This window comes from Burkholderia sp. Ed8, from assembly GCF_040761425.1.
Classification (GTDB): domain Bacteria; phylum Pseudomonadota; class Gammaproteobacteria; order Burkholderiales; family Burkholderiaceae; genus Burkholderia; species Burkholderia seminalis.
Genome location: NZ_CP142885.1, coordinates 1,294,784 through 1,312,000 on the forward strand (window position 1 = coordinate 1,294,784; position 17,217 = coordinate 1,312,000).

The window sequence follows — 17,217 nt, forward strand, 5'->3', positions numbered from 1 at the left end:
ATCATTTGTCGCGAAGCAAGGGGACAGCCACGATGAAGTCCGATGATGTGATCGTCAGCTTTCGCGGCGTGCGGAAGACCTACGACGGGGAAACGCTGGTCGTCAAATCGCTCGACCTCGACATCCACCGAGGGGAATTCCTGACGCTGCTCGGGCCGTCGGGTTCGGGTAAGACCACCTGCCTGATGATGCTGGCCGGCTTCGAATTCCCGACCGGCGGCGAGATCCGCCTCGACGGCGAGTTGCTGAACAACGTGCCGCCGCACAAGCGCAACATCGGCATGGTGTTCCAGAACTACGCGCTGTTCCCGCACCTGACGGTCGAGCAGAACGTCGCGTATCCGCTGACCGTGCGCAAGCTGCCGGCCGGCGAACGCGCGGAGCGCGTCGCGCACGCTCTGAAGATGGTGCAGATGGAGCGCTTCGCGAAACGCTATCCGGCGCAGTTGTCGGGCGGCCAGCAGCAGCGCATTGCGCTGGCGCGCGCGCTCGTGTTCGAGCCGAAGCTGGTGCTGATGGACGAGCCGCTCGGCGCGCTCGACAAGCAGCTGCGCGAACACATGCAGTACGAACTGAAGGCGCTGCACGAAAAGCTCGGCGTGACCTTCGTGTACGTGACGCACGACCAGGGCGAGGCGCTGACGATGTCCGACCGCGTCGCCGTGTTCGACAAGGGCATCGTGCAGCAGCTCGACACCGTGGACCGCCTGTACGAATCGCCGTGCAACGAATTCGTCGCGAACTTCATCGGCGACAGCAACCGGCTGCGCGGCACCATCGCACGCGTCGACGGCGAATTCTGCGAATTCCGGCTCGACGACGGCACGAAGCTCGTCGGCCGCCATATCGGCGAAGCCGCCGAGGGCGCGTCGGCCGTCGCGTGCATCCGCCCCGAACGCATGAGCCTCGCGGCCAGCGGCCACGCCAACGGCGCCGCCGCGAACCGCCTGAGCGGCGAAGCGCGCAGCCTCATCTATTTCGGCGATCACGTGCGCATGCGTTGTGCGCTGCCAGGCCAGGACGAATGCTTCGTGAAGGTGCCGCTGGGCACGGGCGCGCTCGACGCGTTCTCGCCCGGCGCGCCGGTCTCGCTCGCGTTCTCGCCCGAACACCTGCGCGTGTTCGCGTGATCCCGGTTTCCCCGCTTTTCCGCAGCACGTCGTCAACAACAAAGCCCATTTCCACCACGAGAGGAGAGGAACCATCATGAAACGAGCAAGCTTTACTGCACGCCGCACGGCACTCGCGCTGGCACTGATCGCGGTCGGTGCATCGGCATCGGCTGCGGAACTCACGGTCGTCAACTTCGGCGGCGCGAACGGCGACGCGCAGAAAGTCGCGTTCAACCAGCCGTTCGAGAAGGCGACCGGCAACAAGGTCACGGCCGTCGAGTACAACGGCGAGCAGGCGAAGGTGAAGGCGATGGTCGAGGCGAAGCACGTCAACTGGGACGTGGTCGAAGTCGAATCGGGCGACCTGAACCGCGGCTGCGACGAAGGCCTGTACGAGAAGCTCGACTGGTCGAAGATCGCGAAGAAATCCGACCTGATTCCGGAAGCGCCGCAGGTGTGCGGCGTCGGTTTCTTCGTGTGGTCGACCGCGCTGTCGTACAACGCGGACAAGCTGAAGTCGGCGCCGACCGGCTGGGCCGATTTCTGGAACGTGAAGAAATTCCCCGGCAAGCGCGGGATGCGCAAGGGCGCCCGCTACAACCTCGAATTCGCGCTGATGGCCGACGGCGTCGCGACGAAGGACGTGTACAAGGTGCTCGGCACGAAGGCCGGCCAGGACCGCGCGTTCAAGAAGCTCGACGAGCTGAAGCCGTACATCCAGTGGTGGGAAGCCGGCGCGCAGCCGCCGCAGTTCCTCGTCGCCGGCGACGTCGTGATGTCGACCGCGTACAACGGCCGCATCGATGCCGCGCAGAAGGAAGGCAAGAACCTGAAGGTCGTGTGGAACGGCAGCATCTACGACCTCGACTACTGGGCGATTCCGAAGGGCTCGCCGAACAAGGCGCTCGCCGAGCAGTACATCGCGTACTCGCTGACGCCGAAGCCGCAGCAGGCCTATGCGCAGCACATCGCGTACGGCCCGGCGAACGTCGCGGCGATCAAGTCGCTCGACGCGAAGACGCTCGCGAACCTGCCGAACTCGCCGGCCAACGGCAAGAACGCGGTGCTGGAAGACATCGGTTTCTGGACCGACCACAGCGACGAGCTCGAGCAGCGCTTCGCGGCATGGGCGACGAAGTAACCGGTCAGGCTTCCTGAAAGGTGTCCTGATGCAACCGGCCGCGCGACGCGTCGATCGTGTCGCGCGGCATTCCGCCGGAACGTGCCCGGCCGGAGAGAACCGTTGAATACGATGACGATCGCGCCTTCCTCGCCGTCGACCGCCGCGCTCAAGCGCGAGCTGAAGGCCGCCGAGGCCCGCAAGCGCACGATGGCGCTGTTGCTGGTCGCGCCGCTCGCGATTTTCCTGCTGCTGATCTTCGTCGTGCCGATCGGCACGCTGCTCACGCGCGCGGTGCAGAACCCGGAGATCGCGACCGCGTTGCCGAATACGGTCGCCGCGCTGTCGGGCTGGGACCGCAAGGCGCCGCCGGCCGACGCCGCGTATGTCGCGCTCGCGGCCGACATGACGAAGGTGGCCGACAGCGAGGCGATGGGTGCGCTCGCGCGGCGCCTGAACACCGAGATTCCCGGCTATCGCTCGCTCGTCGCGAAGACGGCGCGCGCGATGCCGCTGAAGGGCGACAACGGCGCGGCGCTGACGCCCGCGCAGACCCGCGAGAAATTCGTCGACCTCGATTCGCGCTGGGGCGACGTCGCATACTGGCAGGCGATCGCGAAGAACGGCAGCCAGGTGTCGCCGTTCTACCTGCTCGCCGCGCTCGACCACAAGCAGGACGGCTTCGGCCACGTCGTGCAGGCCGATCCCGACCAGTCGATCTATCTCGCGATCTTCGGCCGTACGTTCGTGATCGGCATCGCCGTCACGCTGTTCGCGCTGCTGCTCGGCTATCCGCTCGCGTACTGGATCTCGACGCTGTCGGAGCGGCGCGCGAACCTCGTGATGATCCTCGTGCTGATTCCGTTCTGGACCTCGGTGCTCGTGCGCGTCGCCGCGTGGATCGTGCTGCTGCAGAGCGAAGGGCTCATCAACAAGGCGCTGATCGGCAGCGGGCTGATCTCGCACCCGCTGACGCTGCTGTTCAACCGCGTCGGCGTGTACATCTCGATGACGCACATCCTGCTGCCGTTCATGATCCTGCCGCTGTACAGCGTGATGAAGTCGATCCCGCCCACTTACCAGCGCGCGGCCGTATCGCTCGGCAGCCATCCGTTCGCCGCGTTCTGGCGCGTGTACGTGCCGCAGACCTATCCGGGCGTCGGCGCGGGCGCGCTGCTCGTGTTCATCCTCGCGATCGGCTACTACATCACGCCCGCGCTGCTCGGCGGGCCGAACGACCAGATGGTCAGCTACTACGTCGCGTACTTCACGAACGTGACGATCAACTGGGGCATGGCGTGCGCGCTCGGCGGGCTGCTGCTCGCGGCGACACTCGTGCTGTACGCCGTGTACGGGCGCTTCACGCGCACGAACGTGAGCCTCGGCTGAGCGCCGCGCACTACGAAACGGGAAGGGGATTCGGACCATGAAACTCGCCAGGCCGCTGTTCGCGCCGCACATGTCGTTCGTCGAGCGCGCGTGGTACGTCGCGCTGCGCGTGCTCGTCGTGCTGACGCTGCTGTACCTGATCCTGCCGGTGCTCGCGATCGTGCCGCTGTCGTTTTCGTCGAGCACGTTCCTCGTCTATCCGATTCCGGGTTTCTCGACACGCTGGTACGAGAACCTGATCGCATCGGACGAGTGGCGGATGGCCGCGAAGAACAGCTTCATCGTCGCGCCGTCGGCCACCGTCGTCGCGACCGTGCTCGGCACGCTCGCGGCGATCGGTCTCACGAAGGCCGATTTCCGCGGCAAGGGATTGCTGATGGCCGTGCTGCTGTCGCCGATGATCGTGCCGGTGGTCGTCGTCGGCGTCGGCATGTACCTGTTCTTCGCGCCGCTCGGGCTGGCGAACACGTACACCGGCCTGATCGCCGCGCATGCGGCGCTCGGCGTGCCGTTCGTCGTAACGACGGTCGCCGCGACGCTGCAGGGCTTCAACCAGAACCTGGTGCGCGCGAGCCTGTCGCTCGGCGCGAATCCGGTGTCGACCTTCTTCCGCGTGACGCTGCCGGTGATCGCGCCGGGCGTGATGTCGGGCGCGCTGTTCGCGTTCGCGACGTCGTTCGACGAAGTGGTCGTCACGCTGTTCCTCGCGGGCGCGGACCAGACCACGCTGCCGCGCCAGATGTTCACCGGTATCCGCGAGAACATCAGCCCGACGATCGCTGCGCTCGCAACGATCCTGATCATCTTTTCGACGAGCCTGCTGCTGGCGCTCGAATGGCTGCGCGGGCGCAATGCACGGCGCGCGGTATCGTAACGATGCCCGCACGCAACGGCCGGCGCGCCGCCGCGCGTTGCGTGCCCGACGAGGCTCACGTAGCCGGCCTGGTGCGCCGAAGCTTTCGTTTGACTGACTGACGAAGCGGTTGCCTGCACGTTCGATGCGGCTCTGCAACAATACGGTTCGCGGTGCCGCGCGTTCCGTTTGCTGCGCAGGGAGCACGCGTTGGTTGCCGCGCCGCTCAATCCGCGACGCCGTGCGTCGCTCGTCAGCCGAGCCTCATCTTGTCCGAATTCGCTTCCCCCGCCGGCGCCCATGAGCCGGCCGTCAACTGGCGCGCGATGTCCGCGGTGCTGCTGGCCGTCGCGCTCGCGACGCTCGACACCGCGATCGCGAACACCGCGTTGCCCGCGATCGCCGCCGACCTGCATGCGTCGCCGGCCGCTTCCGTATGGATCATCAACGCGTACCAGCTCGCGATGGTCGCGACGCTGCTGCCGTTCGCGTCGCTCGGCGACATCGTCGGCCACAAGCGCGTGTACATCGCCGGGCTCGCGGTGTTCACGCTCGCCTCGCTCGGCTGTTCGCTCGCGTCGACGCTGCCGATGCTGACGGCCGCGCGGATCGTGCAGGGCTTCGGCGCGAGCGCGATCATGAGCGTCAACGTCGCGCTGATCCGCGGCCTGTTTCCCGCGCACCGGCTCGGACGCGGCGTCGGCTTCAATGCGCTCGTCGTCGGCGTGTCGTTCGCGGTGGGGCCGACGATCGCGTCGCTGATCCTGTCGGTCGCCGCGTGGCCGTGGCTGTTCGCGGTGAACGTGCCGCTCGGCGTGATTGCGCTCGCCGTGGCGGTTCCGTCGCTGCCGCAGACGGCGCGCGGCAAGCATGCGTTCGATCCGGTCGCCGCATTGTTCAACGTGATCACGTTCGCGTCGCTGATCTTCGCGCTCGGCGAATTCGCGCAGCGCGGGCCGCTTTCGATCGTGTTCGCGTCGGCCGCGGTTGCGCTCGCGTTCGGCTGGCTGCTGATCCGCCGCCAGGCCGGGCACCCGGCGCCGATGCTGCCGGTCGACCTGTTTCGCCGGCCCGTGTTCACGCTGTCCGCACTGACGGCCGTGTGTGCGTTCGCCGCGCAGGGGCTGGCATTCGTGTCGCTGCCGTTCTATTTCGAAACCGTCCTGCATCGCAGCGCGGTCGAGACGGGTTTCCTGATGACACCGTGGTCGGCGATCGTCGCGTTCGCCGCGCCGATCGCGGGCCGGTTGTCGGATCGTTATCCGCCCGGCCTGCTCGGCGCGATCGGGCTCGCGTTGCTGAGCGCGGGCATGGTGTCGCTCGCCGCGCTGCCGATGTCGCCGAGCGTCGTCGACATCGGCTGGCGGATGATGCTGTGCGGCGCGGGCTTCGGCTTCTTCCAGTCGCCGAACCTGAAGGCGCTGATGTCGAGCGCGCCGCCCGAGCGCAGCGGCGGCGCGAGCGGGATCATCGCGACGGCGCGGCTGATCGGGCAGGCAACGGGCGCGGCGCTGGTGGCGCTGTCGTTCGGGATCGCGGGGCGTCACGGGCCGACGCTGGCGTTGATGCTCGGCGCGGGGTTCGCCGGCGCGGCGAGTGTCGCGAGCGGGCTGCGGTTGTTTGCGCCGTCGCATCGCGCGGGGGTGCCGGCCGCGCCGGAACGCGTGCCGGCGCAGCCGGCGGAACAGCGTACGGGACAGTAACGAGCCGGCGCGCGGCAAACGCCGCCGCGCACCGGCCTTCATGCATCGCTCAGAACCCGCCCGACTTGATCAGCTGGTTGAGGTTCGCGATGTTCAGGCTGCCGAAGCCGGTGGTCAGATCCCAGCCGGTGCCGGCGGTATAGCCATACCCCTGATAGCCGTTGTTGCCCGACACGACGTCATAACGCACGAGCGACGGGTGCGACGGGATGTCCGCGTAGAAGTTGCCGGCCGGGAAGCCCAGGCCCGTGCCGTTCGCCGCGAGCAGGCGCGCCCAGAAGCCCGTGAAGATCGGCGCGGCGAGGCTCGTGCCGCCGATCTGCTGCAACTGGCCGTAGTTGTAGATGTACGCGCCGGTGCTCTGCGCGGCGTCGAACGAGACGTCCGGCAGCTGGCGGTTGCTGCCCGACTGCCACGACGGTGCGGGCAGGATCGTGCTGACGCCGCCGCCCGTCGCCCACAGCTTGCCGTTGCCGTCGAGCCCTTCGTTCCACACGGTCTCGTTCGAGAACGCGCCTGCCGACGTCGTGTAGAGCGTCGTGCCGCCGATCGCGAGCACGTGCGGCGACGCAGCCGGCCACGACACCGTGTAGTTCGCGCCGTCCGGATAGCCGCGGTTGTTGCACTCGTACACGCCTTCGTCGCCCGACGATACCGAGAACGTCTGACCCTGGGCGGCTGCCGTCGTGAAGATCTGCTCTTCGGCGTCGATCGTGCCGTCCGCGTTCGCATCGGTTTCGCACCAGCCCAGCGACACGTTGATCACCTTCGCGGTGTTGTCCGATACCGCGCGGTTGAACGCCTGCGTGAGGCCCGTGTTGCCCGAGGCGTTGAGGTCCGCCATGTAGAACACGAGCTTGCCGACCTGGCCGCCGGCCGAGCCGACGATCGATTGGCTGTCGAGGTCCCATTCGCCCTGGCCGTCCTGGTCGTCGGTGTAGCTGCCGCCGGAGCCGTTGGTCTTGACGGTCTGCGTCGATACCGTGCCGTAGCCGTTGCTCGACGTGAACTGCTTCAGGTCCTGCAGCGTCTGCGACACGCCGCCGATCGTGATGATGCCGACGGTCACGCCGGCCGCGGTCGGCACGCCGGTGGCGTTGTAGAGGCCGGGGAATTCCTTCGGATAATGGCCCGTCGCCGTGCCGGCCGCGAGCGCCTGCGGCTTCGCGACGTTGCCGATGCGCAGCATCGGCCGCGCCCGCGCGACGCTCTGCAGCCCGAGCACCGAACCGACGACGTCGCCGAGCGCCCGCGGCACTTGCGCGGTCGACGCATTGGCGAAGCCCGAGCGGCCGGCGTACTCGAAGTGCACGAGCGACGTGTTGAACGCCGTCTTCACCGTGGCGGCCGTGCCGCTGGCGGAGACCAGCAGGCGGTTCGGCGCAACCTCGACGTTCACGAAGCCGCTCTTGTGCAGATAGTCGACCACCGACTTCACCTGTGCATCGGTCGGCGCGTAGTCGGCGAGGAACTGCTCGTGCGTCAGGTACTGGCGGTAATGCGCGCTGCCGGGCCGGTTCACGTCGCGCGCCAGTTGCTTGAGCTGCGCGGCATTGCGCAGCTTCAGGCTGACGACGACGTTGGTCGTTTCACCGGCTGCCAGTTCGAGCGACGGCGCCGCACTGCGGGCCATCAACTGCGGGCCGGTCAGAAAGGCCTTGGTATGAGTATCGACCCAATCCGTCGTCGCGTGCGCCGCGGCGGCGGCGAACACGAACGGCGCCACGCACGCGAGGCGGCGGGGCGACGGAAGGGGAAGGGCAAACCAGGTGTTCCTTTTCATCGGGAGTCCTTTTTAGGAGAAGCGACGTTACTGGAACCCCCGGCCCTTGTGGGGCCGCGAGCGGTGACGAGCGTAGGGCGTCGGTGTCGTTCGGGTAGCTGCCATTTTCCGCAGCTGTCAGTTCTGACATCGGGGCGGCCGCACGCGCGCGCCGCCTCGTGCGCGCGGCCGATGGCCCGCTCGGCGAACGGAACCGGTTCGCCGCACGATGGCCTGGCAACGGGCGACGTTCGCACGCACGAGTCGTTCGTCGTCGCTTCGGAACATGCGCGATCGCGGAGTGGACGGGCGCGTGCATGCATGTCGTTTGCGTGTCCGTCGTTGCGCGCCGAGTCGCACTATGTGGTCAATGGAAGCGGCCTGTCAGGAACCGATGCGCGGATGCACACGAACGGGGCGGGCCGTGCACAAACGTTTCTCGAACTGTGGAACAGCCTGTCGGGCAGTCTTGCAGGCGCCTTTCGGATCGCGTGTCGCAATCGTGGATTAGAGGGGTTATTCGAATTTGGCGGCGGGCGCGAGCCGGTGCGGCGGGCCGCCCGCACCGGCAGGATCGAACGACACAGCTCGCGAAATCCCGCCTTGACGCGCTGCAATCCGCGGATATCCTTCAATCAATAACCGATGGGTTATGGATTTTGGAACGACATGCAGAACGCTCACGACATGCTTTTCAGGACGCTTGCCGATCCGACGCGCCGCGCGCTTTTCGAGCGGCTGTGCGAGGAGGGCGAGCTGACGGTTGCCGCGCTGACGGCCCATGCGGGCGTCTCGCAGCCGGCCGTGTCGAAGCACCTCGGTGTACTGAAGCAGGCCGGGCTCGTGAACGACCGTCACGAAGGCCGGCAGACGCACTACAGCGCGCAGCCGCAGGCGCTGGCCCCGCTGATCGACTGGACGAGCCAGATGGCAGGTTTCTGGCAGAGCCGGTTCGACGCCCTCGAAGATCTGCTCAAAAGGATGGATCAGTAATGAACCAAGCCACTACCGAAACGCGCGCCGTCGTCGTCGACCGCGAACTGCCTCATCCGCCGGAGAAGATCTGGCGTGCGCTGACGCAACCGCACCTGATCGAGGCGTGGCTGATGAAGAGCGACTTCGAGCCCGTCGCGGGGCGCGCATTCAGCTTCCGGGCGGACTGGGGCTCGGTCGACTGCACGGTCCTGACGATCGAGCCGCCGCGCACGCTGTCCTATACGTGGGCCGCGCATGGCCTCGAAAGCGTCGTCACGTGGACGCTCACGCCGACGCCGGCCGGCACGCACCTGCGCATGGAGCAGGTCGGGTTCCGCACGGATCAGGAGCAGGCGTACCGTGGCGCGCAGCATGGCTGGGTCCGGTTCTTCGCGTCGCTCGAGCAGGTGCTGGCGGGCCCCGACGAAGGCACGGAGGTCCGCGCATGAGTACCGCGGACCTCACACCGTCGGCGCGCATCGATGCGCTGATCGCCGGTATCACCGACTGGCGCGGCAAGACGTTCGCCGACCTGCGCCAGACGATCCTCGCTGCGCAAGCGGGCATCGTCGAGGAATGGAAGTGGATGGGCAGCCCCGTCTGGTCATGCGACGGGATGATCGCGGTTGCGAACGCGCACAAGGGCAAGGTGAAGCTGACCTTCATGCACGGCGCGCAGCTCCCCGATCCCGACAAGCTGTTCAACGACGGCCTCGACGGCAATGCGCGACGCGCGATCGATCTGTTCGAAGGCGACCGGGTCGACAAGCGGGCGCTGAAGAACCTCGTGCGCGCGGCGATCGAATACAACCGCGCGCATCTGAAGAAGAACGCGCGGGGCGCGGCGGCGAAGGCGCGCGGCAGCAAGGCGGCGTAGGGCGGCGCAGCGCGCAGGCAAAAAAAGCCCGACACGAGGTCGGGCATCCAAATCGGCCGCAACCGCCGCGAGGCGGCTGCGGCACCTGCAAAGGCAGGGCGCTTACGCGGCGAGCAGCGAGCGCAGCACGAACGGCAGGATCCCGCCGTGCTTGTAGTAGTCGACTTCGATCGGCGTATCGATGCGCAGCAGCACCGGCACGCGCTGCGTTTCGCCGTTCTTGCGGTGGATCACGAGCGTGACGTCCTGCTGCGGCTTGAAGTCGTCGCCGAGGCCTTCGATGTCGTACGTCTCTTCACCGGTGATGCCGAGCGACTGGACGCTGTCCGCGCCCTTGAACTGCAGCGGCAGCACGCCCATGCCGACCAGGTTCGAGCGGTGGATCCGCTCGAAGCTGCGTGCGATCACGGCCTTCACGCCGAGCAGTTGCGTGCCCTTCGCGGCCCAGTCGCGCGACGAGCCCGTGCCGTACTCTTCGCCCGCGAACACGACGGTCGGCGTGCCGGCGGCGACGTACTGCATCGCCGCGTCGTAGATCGACTGCTGTTCGCCGCTCGGCTGGTGGATCGTCAGGCCGCCTTCGACGCGCGTGCCGTCCGCCTTCGCCGGAATCATCAGGTTCTTGATCCGGACGTTCGCGAACGTGCCGCGCATCATCACGTCGTGGTTGCCGCGGCGCGAGCCGTAGCTGTTGAAGTCGGCCTTCTGCACGCCGTTTTCCTTCAGCCACTTGCCTGCCGGCGAGTCTTCCTTGATCGAGCCTGCCGGGCTGATGTGGTCGGTCGTGACCGAATCACCGAAGATGCCCAGCGCGCGCGCGCCCTTGACCGTCGGGATCGACGCGGCCGGCTCCATCGAGAAGTCGTTGCCGAAGAACGGCGGCTCGGCGATGTACGTCGACTTCGGCCAGTCGTAGACCTGGCCCGATTCGCCCTCGATCTTGCTCCAGAGGTCGCCCTTCTTGGTCAGCTTCGAGTAGTTGTCCTCGAACTTCTTCGGGTCGAGCGCGAACTTGAGCAGCGCGTGGATTTCCTCGCTCGTCGGCCAGATGTCGCCGAGATAGATGTCGCGGCCGCCCTTGCCCTTGCCGACCGGTTCCGTCATCAGGTCGCGCGTGATGTTGCCGGCGATCGCGTACGCGACGACCAGCGGCGGCGACGCGAGGAAGTTCGCGCGGATGTTCGGGTGGATGCGCGCTTCGAAGTTACGGTTGCCCGACAGCACGGCTGCCGCGACGATGTCGTTCTTCGTGATCGCTTCGTTCAGTTCCGGCGTCAGATCACCCGCGTTGCCGATACAGGTCGTGCAGCCGTAGGCCGCGACTTCGAAGCCGAGCTTCGACAGGTAGGGCAGCAGGCCCGTCTTCGTCAGGTACTCGGTGACGATGCGCGATCCCGGCGCGAGCGAGGTCTTGATCTTCGGATCGACCGTGAGGCCGGCTTCGACGGCCTTCTTCGCGAGCAGGCCGGCGGCCAGCAGGACGCTCGGGTTCGACGTGTTCGTGCACGACGTGATCGCGGCGATCAGCACGTCGCCGTTCTTCACGTCGACGCCGTTGCTCGTCGTGTATTGCGTGCCCAGGTCGTCCGCCTTCTTCGCGAAGCCGTTTTCCGCGACCGGCTTCGAGAACAGGTCGGTGAACGTCGACTTGACGTTGCCGATCTCGATGCGGTCCTGCGGGCGCTTCGGGCCGGCCAGCGACGGGGCGACCGTCGCCAGATCCAGCGTCACGACCTTCGTGTAGTCGATGTCGCCGGCCTTCGGGATGCCGAACAGCTTCTGCGCCTTGAAGTAGTTTTCGAACGCGGCGATTTCGGCCTTCGTGCGGCCCGTGCCTTCGAAGTAGTCGATCGTCTTTTCGTCGACCGGGAAGAAGCCCATCGTCGCGCCGTATTCCGGCGCCATGTTGCCGATCGTCGCGCGGTCTGGCAGCGACAGCGACTTCGTGCCTTCGCCGAAGAACTCGACGAACTTGCCGACGACCTTCTCCTTGCGCAGCATTTCGGTGATCGTCAGCACCAGGTCGGTGGCCGTCACGCCTTCGCGCAGCCGGCCCTTCAGCTCGACGCCGACGACGTCCGGCGTCAGGAAGTACACCGGCTGGCCGAGCATGCCGGCTTCCGCCTCGATGCCGCCCACGCCCCAGCCGACCACGCCGATGCCGTTGATCATCGTCGTGTGGCTGTCGGTGCCGACGAGCGTGTCCGGGTAATACACGGTGTCGCCGCCGTCCGTCTTCTTGTGGACGCCGCGCGCGAGGTATTCGAGGTTCACCTGGTGGACGATGCCCACGCCCGGCGGCACGACCTTGAACGTGTCGAATGCCTGCATGCCCCACTTCATGAACTGGTAGCGCTCGTTGTTGCGCTGGAATTCCAGTTTCATGTTCAGGTCGAGCGCGTCCTTCTGGCGGAAGTAGTCGATCTGGACCGAGTGGTCGACGACGAGATCGACCGGGACCAGCGGCTCGATCTTCTTCGGGTTCTTGCCCGTACGCTCGGCGACGCCGCGCATGGCCGCGATGTCGGCGAGCAGCGGCACGCCCGTGAAGTCCTGCAGCACGACGCGCGACACGACGAACGGAATCTCGTCGACGCGCTTCGCGGTCGGCTTCCAGTTCGCGAGCTGCTCGATGTGCTCTTCGGTGATTTTCTTGCCGTCGTAGTTGCGCAGCACGGACTCGAGCACGATACGGATCGACACCGGCAGGCGTTCGATCTTCGTCTTCAGCTCCTTGCCGAGTTGCGGCAGCGAGTAGAACTTGCCTTTGCCGGAACCGCTGTCGAATTCCTTGAGGGTCTTGTGGAGATTGTGGGCCATGGTGATTTTCCTGGGTTTAAGGCTAGGAAACTACGTGTCCTGTAGATGACGGCTAAATCACATACAGATCGACGTACTGATCGACCGGCATCGCTTCGAGCTTTGCCTGGTCCAGCGACACGTCGAGAATCGCTTGTTGCTGCTTGGCCGGGAAACGGCGGGCGAGGTTGGTCCTGAACTTGTCGACCAGGAGCGGGATGCCGTCCGTGCGGCGCCGCCGATGGCCGAGCGGGTATTCGACCGCCACTTCGGCAAGCTTCGATCCGTCCGTGAATTCGATCGTCAGCGCATTCGCGATCGATCGCTTGTCCGGATCGTGATAATCCTTCGTGAACTGCGGATCCTCGACGCACACGGTCTTCGCGCGCAGCGCGTCGATGCGCGGGTCCGCCGCGGCCGAATCTTCATAGTCGGCGGCGGTCAGCCGGCCGAACAGCAGCGGCACGGCGACCATGTACTGGATGCAGTGGTCGCGGTCGGCCGGGTTGGCGAGCGGGCCCTGCTTGTCGATGATGCGGATCGCGGCCGCATGCGTGCGGATCGTGATCCGGCCGATGTCGTCGATCGTGCGGCCCGCCGCGGCGAGCCGCGCATGCAACTGCAGCGCGGCCTCGGCGGCCGTCTGCGCATGGAATTCGGCGGGGAACGCGATCTTGAACAGCACGTTTTCCATCACGTACGTGCCGTACGGACGCTGGAAGCGGAACGGCCTGCCGCCGAACAGCACGTCGTAGAAGCCCCAGGTTTGCGCGGTGAGCGCCGACGGGTAGCCCATTTCACCCGTTTTCGCGATCAGCGCGAGGCGCACCGCGCGGGACGTGGCGTCGCCGGCCGCCCACGACTTGCGCGAACCGGTGTTCGGCGCGTGGCGGTAGGTACGCAGCGCGTGGCCGTCGACGAACGCGTTGGACACCGCGTTGATCAGCTCGTCGCGCGTGAGCCCGAGCAGCCGGCCGACGACGGCCGTGGACGCGACCTTCACGAGCAGCACGTGGTCGAGCCCGACCGCGTTGAACGAATTCTCGAGGGCGAGGCAGCCCTGGATCTCGTGGGCCTGGATCATCGCGACCAGCACGTCGCGCATCGGGAGCGGCTTCCGGCCGGCCGCGACGGCCGTGCGGGAAAGCCAGTCGGCCGTCGCCAGGATGCCGCCGAGGTTGTCGGACGGATGGCCCCATTCGGCGGCGAGCCAGGTGTCGTTGAAGTCCAGCCAGCGGATCATCGCGCCGATGTCGAATGCGGCCTGGACGGGATCGAGCTGGAAGGACGTGCCGGGCACCTTCGCGCCGTTCGGCACGATCGTGCCGGGCACGACGGGGCCGAGCAGCTTGGTGCAGGCAGGGTAGGACAGCGCCTCGAGTCCGCATCCGAGCGTGTCGATCAGGCAATGACGCGCCGTCTCCAGCGCGAGCGCGCTGTCGATGCCGGTGTTCAGCACGTAGTCGACGATATCGACGAGTACCGTATCCGGAGCAGGGCGGACGTTGGAGACCGGGGCGGACATCGAGGGGCCGAGGGGAACGCGCTTAGTTCGTTGCCGGCTTCAGTTCGTTCGACTGCGTCGGTGCCGGCGTGCCTTGCGCCATTTCCGGCGTCACGCACTCGTCCGCGAGGCGCTCGCCGCCGTTGGCGTCGGAGAACAGCATCGCCTTGGTCGGGATCACGACCAGCTTGAAGCCTGCTGCCGGATCGTAGAACGTGTCGGCGCCCGTCGTCGTGGCTTGACGCGGCAGCTTGTAGTTCTTCTTCGCCCAGTGAACCGTGACGACCTGGTCGCGCTTCATGTCGCCGGCGAGATCGAACGACAGGCCTTCCTTACAGGACCACTTGACCGCGCCGTCCGGTACCGGATCGACCTTGGCCGCTGCGCGCGCCTGCGCCTTCTTGCTGCGCGGGATGATGCGCTTGGCCGGTGCCGGGCGCTTGGCCGTGGCTTTTTTCGCGGTCGTGGTGGCCGTACCCTGGGCAAACGCGCTCGGAGCCGACACCAGCATCGTGGCGGACAAGGCGCCGATGGCGGTAGCGATCAGGAGTTTCTTCATGGAGTCAGAACCTTTCGATAATCAGTTGACAAGGGCCGGCAATCGAAACCGCCGGCCGGTTTGAAACTGCACGCGCCCCGAAAGCGCGCAGCGGCCGCTATTTTCACCTATTTGGCCGCGCAGATATCAGGTTTTCGGGCTCCGTTACGTTTTTTGTCGTTTCGCAAACCTCTGTCCGGCTTGCGTCCCGGCGAATGCATGAAACGCGTGGTTCGGCCGGCGGCGCGCGCTCAAGGCGCGCCGCCCGCGGCGGCCGGGCCGAACAGCGGCGCGGCCTCGGCCGGAACGGGCTGGCCGGTGGCGCGCGCACGGCGCAGCACCGACCAGTAATAGCGATAACTCGCGCGATCGTGCAGCGTATCACCGTGGCGCGTCGGGCCCCAGTCGGCCGCCTGCGCGGCCAGCAGGATCTCGGCGGCCAGCGCGACCTCGTCGGTGCGCGGCGCGAACGCGTCGACGATCGGGCGGATCTGCGCGGGGTGGATGCTCCACATCCGCGTGAACGCGAATTCGTCGCGCGCCCGGCGCGCATCGCCGGCCACGACGCCCATGTCGCGCACCTCGGTCGTCACGTTGTGCGACGGCGTCTTGCCGTGCGCGTGGCAGGCCGCGGCGATGTCCAGCTTCGCGCGGCGCACGAGCGGATGGTCGAACTGGCCGGGCGAGCGCATCGCGGAATCGGGAATCGCGCCATGGTGCGCGGAGACGAAGTCCATCAGACCGAAGCTCAGCGTGCCGACCGTCGGCAGCGCGGCGAGCGCGGCCGCCTGCGCCAGCGCGCCGTGCGTCTCGACCAGCACGTCCACCGGGATCGGATGTGCGATGCCGAGCTCGCGGCGCGTGCCTTCGATGAACGCGGTCATTTCCGCGGCATCGGCCGCGGCCGCGATCTTCGGGAGCGTGATGTAGGCCGGTGCACGCGCGGCGCGCAGCACGATGCGGACGTCGTCGCGCCAGTGCGGGTGGGAAAAGTCGTGGATCCGGACGCCGACGCGGCCGAAGCGGTTCTCGTCGCTGCCGAGCAGGTCGGCGACGAGCGCCGCATGCGCGGCTTCCTGGCCGACGGCGGCGCCGTCCTCGCAGTCGAGCGTGATGTCGAATACGGGACCCAGTTCGGCCTGCAGCGCGAGCGACTTGCGCATCAGCTTTTCGCTGCCCGCGTAATGATCGCAGCAGGGCAGGATCGCGGGCGGGGACGCCCCGTCGTACAGCACTTGTGCAGGAGTGAGCGCGGCCATCTGTTCGACGTCAGGGGAGCGTGTCAGCGTGGAGAAAATCGGATTCGGGCAGGTTCTGGGCCGGTGCGCCGTGGGGGCGGGGCGGCAAAACGTGCGCGGATCGGATCGTTCGGCCGGGCCGGCGGCCGGCCGGCCCGGGCCGAAACCGGGTGGCCCGAGGGCCGCCCGGCACCGGCGCGTGATGCTTAGTTCTTCAGCAGGTGGGCGACGCCGTCGCGCTCCTCGAGCAGCTCGGCCAGCGTGCCGTCCATCTTCTCGCGCGAGAACGCGTCGATTTCCAGGCCTTCGACGCGCTTGTACTCGCCGTTTTCGCAGACGACCGGCACACCGTAGATGATGTCTTCGGGGATGCCGTACGAACCGTCCGACGGGATGCCCATCGTGACCCACTTGCCGTTCGTGCCGAGCACCCAGTCACGGACGTGGTCGATCGCCGCGTTGGCCGCCGACGCCGCCGACGACAGGCCGCGCGCTTCGATGATCGCCGCGCCGCGCTTGCCGACGGTCGGGATGAACGTGTCGCGGTTCCACACGTCGTCGTTGATCAGCTTCAGCAGCGATTCGCCTTCGGCGGTCGCGAAGCGGAAGTCCGGGTACATCGTCGGCGAGTGGTTGCCCCACACGGCGAGCTTCTCGATCGACGCGACCGGCTTGCCCGACTTGGCGGCGAGCTGCGACAGCGCGCGGTTGTGGTCGAGGCGCAGCATGGCCGTGAAGTTCTTCTTCGGCAGATCCGGCGCCGACTTCATCGCGATGTAGGCGTTCGTGTTCGCCGGGTTGCCGACGACCAGCACCTTCACGTCGCGGCTCGCGACTTCGTTCAGCGCGGCGCCCTGAACCGTGAAGATTTCAGCGTTCGCCGACAGCAGGTCCTTGCGCTCCATGCCCTTCGAGCGCGGACGTGCACCGACCAGCAGCGCGACGTCGGCATCCTTGAATGCGACCTTCGGATCGTCGGTGATCACGACGCCCGCGAGCAGCGGGAACGCGCAATCGTCGAGTTCCATCACGACGCCTTTGACGGCGGCTTGGGCTTGCGGGAGGTCGAGCAGTTGCAGGATGACCGGCTGGTCCTTGCCGAGCAGGTCGCCGTTCGCGATGCGGAACAGCAGGGAGTAAGCGATTTGACCTGCGGCGCCGGTGACGGCAACGCGCTTTGCGGGCTTAGCCATTGAAAATCTCCAGGACGGATGAAGCGTTGGACGCGAGCGAAAACGCCATTCTATGCGCGTTGTGCGTAGCGTTGCATTGAAGCAGGGCGGAGGACTCGCGATGGCAGACGCGGTGAACCTGGAGACGGCCGTGGCACGTAGCCGGGGACGCGCT

At 67.0% G+C, this 17,217-nt stretch carries 14 protein-coding genes; 8 read left to right on the forward strand and 6 right to left on the reverse strand.

Annotated elements, in window-relative coordinates; translation table 11 throughout:
• Positions 1 to 32 precede the first annotated feature (32 nt).
• The 5 genes from VXM69_RS06060 (at position 33) to VXM69_RS06080 (ending at position 6,177) form a co-directional block, all read left to right on the forward strand.
• A complete protein-coding gene (locus VXM69_RS06060; protein WP_034185779.1) occupies positions 33 to 1,130 on the forward strand; it encodes an ABC transporter ATP-binding protein in 1,098 nt (365 codons plus the stop codon).
• Between the two features lie 76 nt (positions 1,131 to 1,206).
• The gene (locus tag VXM69_RS06065) at positions 1,207 to 2,253 is read left to right on the forward strand and encodes an ABC transporter substrate-binding protein (RefSeq protein ID WP_034185780.1); all 1,047 of its coding nucleotides are present in this window, start codon (positions 1,207 to 1,209) and stop codon (positions 2,251 to 2,253) included.
• Between the two features lie 111 nt (positions 2,254 to 2,364).
• Entirely contained in the window at positions 2,365 to 3,621 is a 1,257-nt protein-coding gene (locus VXM69_RS06070; protein ID WP_034185979.1) for an ABC transporter permease, read from the forward strand.
• 37 nt (positions 3,622 to 3,658) lie between these two features.
• The gene (locus VXM69_RS06075) at positions 3,659 to 4,495 is read left to right on the forward strand and encodes an ABC transporter permease (protein WP_049032914.1); all 837 of its coding nucleotides are present in this window, start codon (positions 3,659 to 3,661) and stop codon (positions 4,493 to 4,495) included.
• A 248-nt stretch (positions 4,496 to 4,743) separates the two neighbouring features.
• Complete coding sequence (locus VXM69_RS06080) at positions 4,744 to 6,177, forward strand: MFS transporter (RefSeq protein ID WP_034185782.1); 1,434 nt, start codon at positions 4,744 to 4,746, stop codon at positions 6,175 to 6,177.
• A 49-nt stretch (positions 6,178 to 6,226) separates the two neighbouring features.
• On the opposite strand, the gene VXM69_RS06085 is transcribed toward VXM69_RS06080, so the two are convergent.
• On the reverse strand, positions 6,227 to 7,960 hold the full coding sequence (locus tag VXM69_RS06085) for a protease pro-enzyme activation domain-containing protein (protein ID WP_200087969.1): 1,734 nt from the start codon (positions 7,958 to 7,960) through the stop codon (positions 6,227 to 6,229).
• Positions 7,961 to 8,608: 648 nt separating this feature from the next.
• Here VXM69_RS06085 and VXM69_RS06090 point away from each other — a divergent pair.
• From VXM69_RS06090 to VXM69_RS06100, 3 genes are read left to right on the forward strand one after another with little or no spacing between them, the layout of a single operon-like run.
• Positions 8,609 to 8,932: a helix-turn-helix transcriptional regulator gene (locus VXM69_RS06090; RefSeq protein WP_034185784.1), complete on the forward strand. Its 324-nt coding sequence runs from the start codon at positions 8,609 to 8,611 to the stop codon at positions 8,930 to 8,932.
• Positions 8,932 to 9,363, forward strand: a complete 432-nt coding sequence (locus VXM69_RS06095; protein ID WP_034185785.1) for an SRPBCC domain-containing protein — start codon at positions 8,932 to 8,934, stop codon at positions 9,361 to 9,363. The genes VXM69_RS06090 and VXM69_RS06095 overlap by 1 nt, the downstream gene beginning before the upstream one ends.
• Positions 9,360 to 9,791 carry a DUF1801 domain-containing protein gene (locus VXM69_RS06100; protein ID WP_049028709.1) on the forward strand — a complete coding sequence of 144 codons (432 nt, stop codon included), beginning with the start codon at positions 9,360 to 9,362 and terminating at the stop codon, positions 9,789 to 9,791. Before VXM69_RS06095 ends, VXM69_RS06100 begins: the two co-directional genes overlap by 4 nt.
• 102 nt (positions 9,792 to 9,893) lie before the next feature.
• Here VXM69_RS06100 and acnA read toward each other — a convergent pair whose 3' ends face one another.
• The 5 genes from acnA to VXM69_RS06125 form a co-directional block, all read right to left on the reverse strand.
• Complete coding sequence (gene acnA / locus VXM69_RS06105; protein ID WP_034185788.1) at positions 9,894 to 12,611, reverse strand: aconitate hydratase AcnA; 2,718 nt, start codon at positions 12,609 to 12,611, stop codon at positions 9,894 to 9,896.
• Positions 12,612 to 12,663: 52 nt separating this feature from the next.
• Positions 12,664 to 14,115, reverse strand: a complete 1,452-nt coding sequence (locus tag VXM69_RS06110; RefSeq protein ID WP_367189160.1) for a bifunctional 2-methylcitrate dehydratase/aconitate hydratase — start codon at positions 14,113 to 14,115, stop codon at positions 12,664 to 12,666.
• Positions 14,116 to 14,137: 22 nt separating this feature from the next.
• Entirely contained in the window at positions 14,138 to 14,653 is a 516-nt protein-coding gene (locus VXM69_RS06115; RefSeq protein ID WP_034185790.1) for a hypothetical protein, read from the reverse strand.
• Positions 14,654 to 14,883: 230 nt separating this feature from the next.
• Positions 14,884 to 15,891 carry an aldolase/citrate lyase family protein gene (locus VXM69_RS06120; protein ID WP_226226809.1) on the reverse strand — a complete coding sequence of 336 codons (1,008 nt, stop codon included), beginning with the start codon at positions 15,889 to 15,891 and terminating at the stop codon, positions 14,884 to 14,886.
• Between the two features lie 185 nt (positions 15,892 to 16,076).
• A complete protein-coding gene (locus VXM69_RS06125; protein ID WP_006754984.1) occupies positions 16,077 to 17,063 on the reverse strand; it encodes a malate dehydrogenase in 987 nt (328 codons plus the stop codon).
• Positions 17,064 to 17,217 lie beyond the last annotated feature (154 nt).

Excerpts from the sequence above, each read along its gene's own strand:
- VXM69_RS06060 (WP_034185779.1), top strand. The coding sequence starts at position 33 with ATGAAGTCCGATGATGTGATCGTCAGCTTTCGCGGCGTGCGGAAGACC.
- VXM69_RS06065 (WP_034185780.1), top strand. The coding sequence starts at position 1,207 with ATGAAACGAGCAAGCTTTACTGCACGCCGCACGGCACTCGCGCTGGCA.
- VXM69_RS06070 (WP_034185979.1), top strand. The coding sequence starts at position 2,365 with ATGACGATCGCGCCTTCCTCGCCGTCGACCGCCGCGCTCAAGCGCGAG.
- VXM69_RS06075 (WP_049032914.1), top strand. The coding sequence starts at position 3,659 with ATGAAACTCGCCAGGCCGCTGTTCGCGCCGCACATGTCGTTCGTCGAG.
- VXM69_RS06085 (WP_200087969.1), bottom strand. The coding sequence starts at position 7,960 with ATGAAAAGGAACACCTGGTTTGCCCTTCCCCTTCCGTCGCCCCGCCGC.
- VXM69_RS06090 (WP_034185784.1), top strand. The coding sequence starts at position 8,609 with ATGCAGAACGCTCACGACATGCTTTTCAGGACGCTTGCCGATCCGACG.
- VXM69_RS06095 (WP_034185785.1), top strand. The coding sequence starts at position 8,932 with ATGAACCAAGCCACTACCGAAACGCGCGCCGTCGTCGTCGACCGCGAA.
- VXM69_RS06100 (WP_049028709.1), top strand. The coding sequence starts at position 9,360 with ATGAGTACCGCGGACCTCACACCGTCGGCGCGCATCGATGCGCTGATC.
- acnA (WP_034185788.1), bottom strand. The coding sequence starts at position 12,611 with ATGGCCCACAATCTCCACAAGACCCTCAAGGAATTCGACAGCGGTTCC.
- VXM69_RS06110 (WP_367189160.1), bottom strand. The coding sequence starts at position 14,115 with ATGTCCGCCCCGGTCTCCAACGTCCGCCCTGCTCCGGATACGGTACTC.
- VXM69_RS06115 (WP_034185790.1), bottom strand. The coding sequence starts at position 14,653 with ATGAAGAAACTCCTGATCGCTACCGCCATCGGCGCCTTGTCCGCCACG.
- VXM69_RS06120 (WP_226226809.1), bottom strand. The coding sequence starts at position 15,891 with ATGGCCGCGCTCACTCCTGCACAAGTGCTGTACGACGGGGCGTCCCCG.
- VXM69_RS06125 (WP_006754984.1), bottom strand. The coding sequence starts at position 17,063 with ATGGCTAAGCCCGCAAAGCGCGTTGCCGTCACCGGCGCCGCAGGTCAA.